Source organism: Prosthecobacter sp., from assembly GCF_044222345.1.
GTDB lineage: Bacteria > Verrucomicrobiota > Verrucomicrobiia > Verrucomicrobiales > Verrucomicrobiaceae > Prosthecobacter.
This window is the reverse complement of the sequence record NZ_JBGANL010000129.1, coordinates 1-4,422: the sequence shown is the minus strand read 5'-3', so window position 1 is coordinate 4,422 and position 4,422 is coordinate 1. Positions and strand designations below refer to the sequence as shown.

The following is a 4,422-nucleotide window of genomic DNA, read 5'->3' as shown; positions in this document are numbered from 1 at the left end:
ATAGCGCAGGGACGTTCGCCGGAGCCGATGTGGACATCGGCGCTCCCAGCCATGACCCCACGCGCCGACTACACTCCGCGAGGTGAGCGCGCGCCGCTTGATGGAATGGAGCCTCTTTTCTCCGCAAGAAACGCGGCTGCGTGGTGTAGTTTTGGCACCCCCATCTCGTGTTTTCTCCCTGCATGCTGCGTCGCGCCTTTGTTCTTCCCTTTCTCTGCCTTTCACTGACTGCCACCCGTGCTGCCTCGGCGGCGGATGCGGCGGCGGATGCGGCGGCGCTTTGGTCGGGGAAGGTGCGGCGGATTCTGGACGAGAACTGCGTGAAGTGCCACGGCGTGCTGGAGCAGAAGGGCGGGCTGGAGCTGGACACGCCGGAGATGGTGATCAAAGGCGGTGACGACGGCGCTGTGGTCACGCCGGGGAAGCCGGAGGCGAGCGCGCTGTTCACGAGTTTGGAGAAGGGCGCGGACCCGCACATGCCGCCGAAGAAGCAGCTCAGCGATGCAGACCGCGCGGCGGTGAAGGAATGGATCTCGGCGCTGCCAGTGACGCTGGCTGCCGTGGAAAAAACACAACCCAAGGTGGCGCGGAAGTTTGCCTCCGGCGAAGAAGCCATCTCAACGCTGATCTCCGAAGGCTGGGCGCGCGCGGGTGTGAAGCCTGCGGCGGCGGTGCCGGATGCGGTGTGGTGCCGGCGTGTGTATCTGGATCTGGCGGGTCGCATTCCCACGCAGGCGGAGCTGGCGGCCTTTGTCGCGGCACCGCAGCGGGATGCCCTCATCGACAAGCTGCTGTCGGCACCGGAGTATGCGGTGCGCATGCGGGAGCTGTGGGACACGTTTTTGATGGGGCGCCTGCTTCGCCAAAATCCGGACGGTCGGCGCAAAGGCTCGGGCTGGTGGACATTTCTGGAGAAGGCCTTCAAGGACAACCGCCCGTGGAACGAGGTGGTGTACGATGTGCTGTGCGCACGGCCCGACCCTGCGCCGGACCGCAAGGGCGCCTCATGGTTTTTGTTTGAGCGGAAGAACGACTTCCAGAAGATCGCCGAGGCGGTGGCGCCCGTGGTGTATGGGACGAAGATCGACTGCGCGCAGTGCCATGACCATCCGCTGGCGCGTGAGATCAAGCAGGCGCACTACTGGGGTCTCGTGGCCGCGTTTAACCGCAGCAAGAACGTGGACGCCAGCACGGCCGTGGCGGAGAGCGCGGTGGGCGGCTTCATGAATTTCACCAATTTGAAAAAGGAATCCCAGCCGGCGGTGGTCACGCTGCTGACCGGGCGCACCCTGCCCGAAGTATGGCCCGGCGGCGAGACGAAGGAGAGTGACAAGCCGGAGCTGTATGAGGATGCCAAAGCCCCCGTGCGTGTGCCGAAGTACTCCCGCCGCGAGGCCTTTGCGGAAGCCGCCACGCAGGGCAATCCGCTGCTGGCGCGCGCGTTTGTAAACCGCATGTGGGCCGCGCTCATCGGTCGCGGCATCGTCAATCCGCCGGATGAAATCAACGAGCGCAACACCCCCAGCCACCCTGAACTGCTGGAGTGGCTGGCGCAGGATTTTGCTGCGCACAAGCATGACACCCGCCGCGTGGTGCGGGAGATCGTGCGCAGCCGCGTCTATGCGCTGGGGGCTTCAGATGCCGCGCCGGAGCTGTTTGCGGGCATGCTGGAACGCCCGCTGACGGCGGAGCAGCTCGCGCGCTCGTGGCGCGTGGCGCTGGATCTGCCGCCGAATGACGATGAGTTCCGCCGCCAGGTGATCTCCGCCATCCCGGACGTGCTGCCCAGGGAGTACAACGCCACCTTCCAGCAGGCGCAGTTTCTTTCGAACTCTCCGACGATCAACGCGCTGCTGCAGGCGGCGCAGGGCGGCGTCATCGCCAGGCTGACGGCGCTACCAGATGCTACCACTCGCATCCGCGAAGCCTTTCAGGCCGTCTATGGACGCGCGCCGGGGGCGGATGAGTCCGCGCAGGCGGCGGCCTTTGTGACTGCCAATGCCGCTCACCCTGCGGATGCCACGCGGGATCTCCTCTGGGCGCTGCTCACCAGCGCGGAGTTTCTGGCCATGCCGTGAGAGTGATGACTGATCGAAGTAGAAGCTGCGCAGGCACGAAAAATCCTGCTAAAAACCTGCTCAAAACGGTGTAAACTTCCCGCGCCCTTCCGCCCCCTTTTCCCCTGATGAATCTCCGCGATCCCCACCCACGCTGCCCGACCCAAGAGCACACGCTGCACCGGCGGCTGTTTTTGAAGGGGCTGACGGGCGGTGCGCTGGCCAGCACGGCGAGCTTTACAGGGCTGTTTCAGAATCCGGTCTTTGCGGAGGAGACGAAGAAGGCGCAGAAGCACTGCATCCTGCTGTGGCTGTGCGGCGCGCCGAGCCAGTTTGAGACGTGGTATCCGAAGCCGGGCAGTCCGGGAAACGGACCGTTTGGCAGCATGCCCACGAAGATTCCGGGCATCCATTTCTCTTCGCTGATGCCGAAGTGCGCGGGCATCGCGGACAAGCTGAATCTCGTGCGCAGCATGAAGACGAACCAGCCGGAGCATCTGCAGGCGATCAATCTGCTGCAGCGCGGCAGTCCGGAGCGCGCGGGCTTCACGCGGCCCACGCTGGGCAGCAGTCTGGCGCAGGCCATAGGGCAGATGGATTCCAAACTGCCGAACTTCATCTTTCTCGATCCCGTGCCCGGCGGCAACGAATTCGAAGCCTTCAAGGCGGGCAACTGGTCTGGCTGGCTCGGCGCGGAGTACGCGCCCGTGCGGCTGGGCGGGGACTACACGCAGTTTTTGCAGAAGGAGGGCGCGGGCATCCCGCAGCATGACAAGGAATCCCGCGAGACGCTGCGCAAATTCCTCACCTCCAAGTATGAGCGGGATCGCAGCAGCGCGGTGGCGCGCAGTCAGAATGCGGCCTTTGAACGCATGAAGGGGCTGAGCGCGAGTGCGGACCTGTTTGACGTGAACAAGCTGCCGGCCAAGGACCGCGAGCGCTACGGGCCAGGGAGTTTTGCGCAGCATGCGCTGATGTCGCGGCACCTCGTGGAAAACGGCGCGCCGTTTGTCATGGTGGCCAATGGTATGAACTGGGACAATCATGTGTTCAACCATGAGATCCATCAGATGCTTGTGCCGGAGCTGGACCACGTGGTTTACAATCTGGTGAACGACCTCGAAGAGCGCGGGCTGCTGGACTCCACGCTGGTGATTGCGATGGGCGAGTTTGGCCGCAGTCCGTGGATGAATGCGGCGCGCGGCCGTGAGCACTACCCGAATGCCTGGAGCATGATGATGACCGGCTGCGGCCTGAAGCGCGGCGTGGTCACGGGCGCGACGGATGTGGACGGCGTGGACGTGATCGAGAAGCCCTACAGCGAGCAAAACCTTTTCGCCACCATCTTCACGGCGCTGGGCATTGACCCCTATGCGGAGTATGACCTGCCCGGCATGCCCACCTTCCACCGCGTGGAAAACAAAGTGGAACCGATCCGCGACATCCTCGCCTGAGACCGCCCATGAAACTGACCCGTACCAAACAATACGAGATGCCCTTTGCCGTCCTGGGACTGGCCACCACGCCGGATGGCGCGCTGGCCTATGCGGCGTGCATGGACGGCAGCGTGCATGCGGTGGAAACCGCGACCGGCAAGAAGGAGGTCTTTGAAAAGAAGCACAGCTCCTACGCCAGCGGCTGCGTGCTGCTGCCGGATGGCAAAACGCTCATTTCCGCCGGGTATGACGGCATGCTGCTCTGGCATGACGTGGCCACACGCAAGTGCATCCGCGAGGTGAAGGCGCATCAATTCTGGAGCTGGCAGCTCGCGATCTCGCCGGATGGCACGCGGGTGGCCAGTGTGACGGGGCAGTACATCGCCGGGGGCTGGAAGTATGAGCCTGCGGCGGAGGGCGAGCCGTCTGTGCGCGTGTATGACACCGCCAGCGGTGCGCTGGTGGCCAGCTACAGCCACACGCCGCCGGTGCTGAGCTGTGCCTTCAGCCCGGACAGCAAACACCTCGCTGCGGCAAACATGATGGGCGAGGTGCGCGTGTGGGATGTGCAGGCGAAGGATGGCAAACCGGTGTCGCAGTGGACGTCTCCCGATTTCACCTCCTGGGGCACCACCAAATCCCACCACTACTCCGGCGGCATCTACGGCCTCACTTTCTCACCCGATGGCAATGCCCTGCTAGGATGTGGTATGGGGCCCATGGGAGATCCCATGGCGGGCAATGGCAAGATGACCTGGCAGCGCTGGGACTGGCGCGCTGGCAAGAAGCTGGATCAGATCAAGGACGGTCAGCACGGCTCCGGCCTCATGGAGACGCTGGCGTTTCATCCCGATGGAAAGCACTTCCTCATGGCGGGCCGTCAGGCGCAGGGCACATGGAATGCCGCGCTCTTCAGCGCGGCGGATGGC

3 protein-coding genes are annotated in these 4,422 nt (G+C 64.2%); all 3 read left to right on the top strand.

Translation table 11 applies throughout. The features are described from left to right. The first annotated feature begins 182 nt into the window (after nucleotides 1-182). On the top strand, nucleotides 183-2,078 hold the full coding sequence (locus ACILSL_RS26955) for a DUF1549 domain-containing protein (RefSeq protein ID WP_395735170.1): 1,896 nt from the start codon (nucleotides 183-185) through the stop codon (nucleotides 2,076-2,078). Between the two features lie 107 nt (nucleotides 2,079-2,185). Then, nucleotides 2,186-3,511, top strand: a complete 1,326-nt coding sequence (locus tag ACILSL_RS26950; protein WP_395735169.1) for a DUF1501 domain-containing protein — start codon at nucleotides 2,186-2,188, stop codon at nucleotides 3,509-3,511. A gap of 8 nt (nucleotides 3,512-3,519) precedes the next feature. Next, on the top strand, nucleotides 3,520-4,422 hold a 903-nt coding region (locus ACILSL_RS26945; protein ID WP_395735168.1), incomplete at its 3' end, for a WD40 repeat domain-containing protein.

What these genes read in the sequence shown, in the direction of transcription:
- ACILSL_RS26955 (WP_395735170.1), top strand. Translation starts at nt 183, where the DNA reads ATGCTGCGTCGCGCCTTTGTTCTTCCCTTTCTCTGCCTTTCACTGACT.
- ACILSL_RS26950 (WP_395735169.1), top strand. Translation starts at nt 2,186, where the DNA reads ATGAATCTCCGCGATCCCCACCCACGCTGCCCGACCCAAGAGCACACG.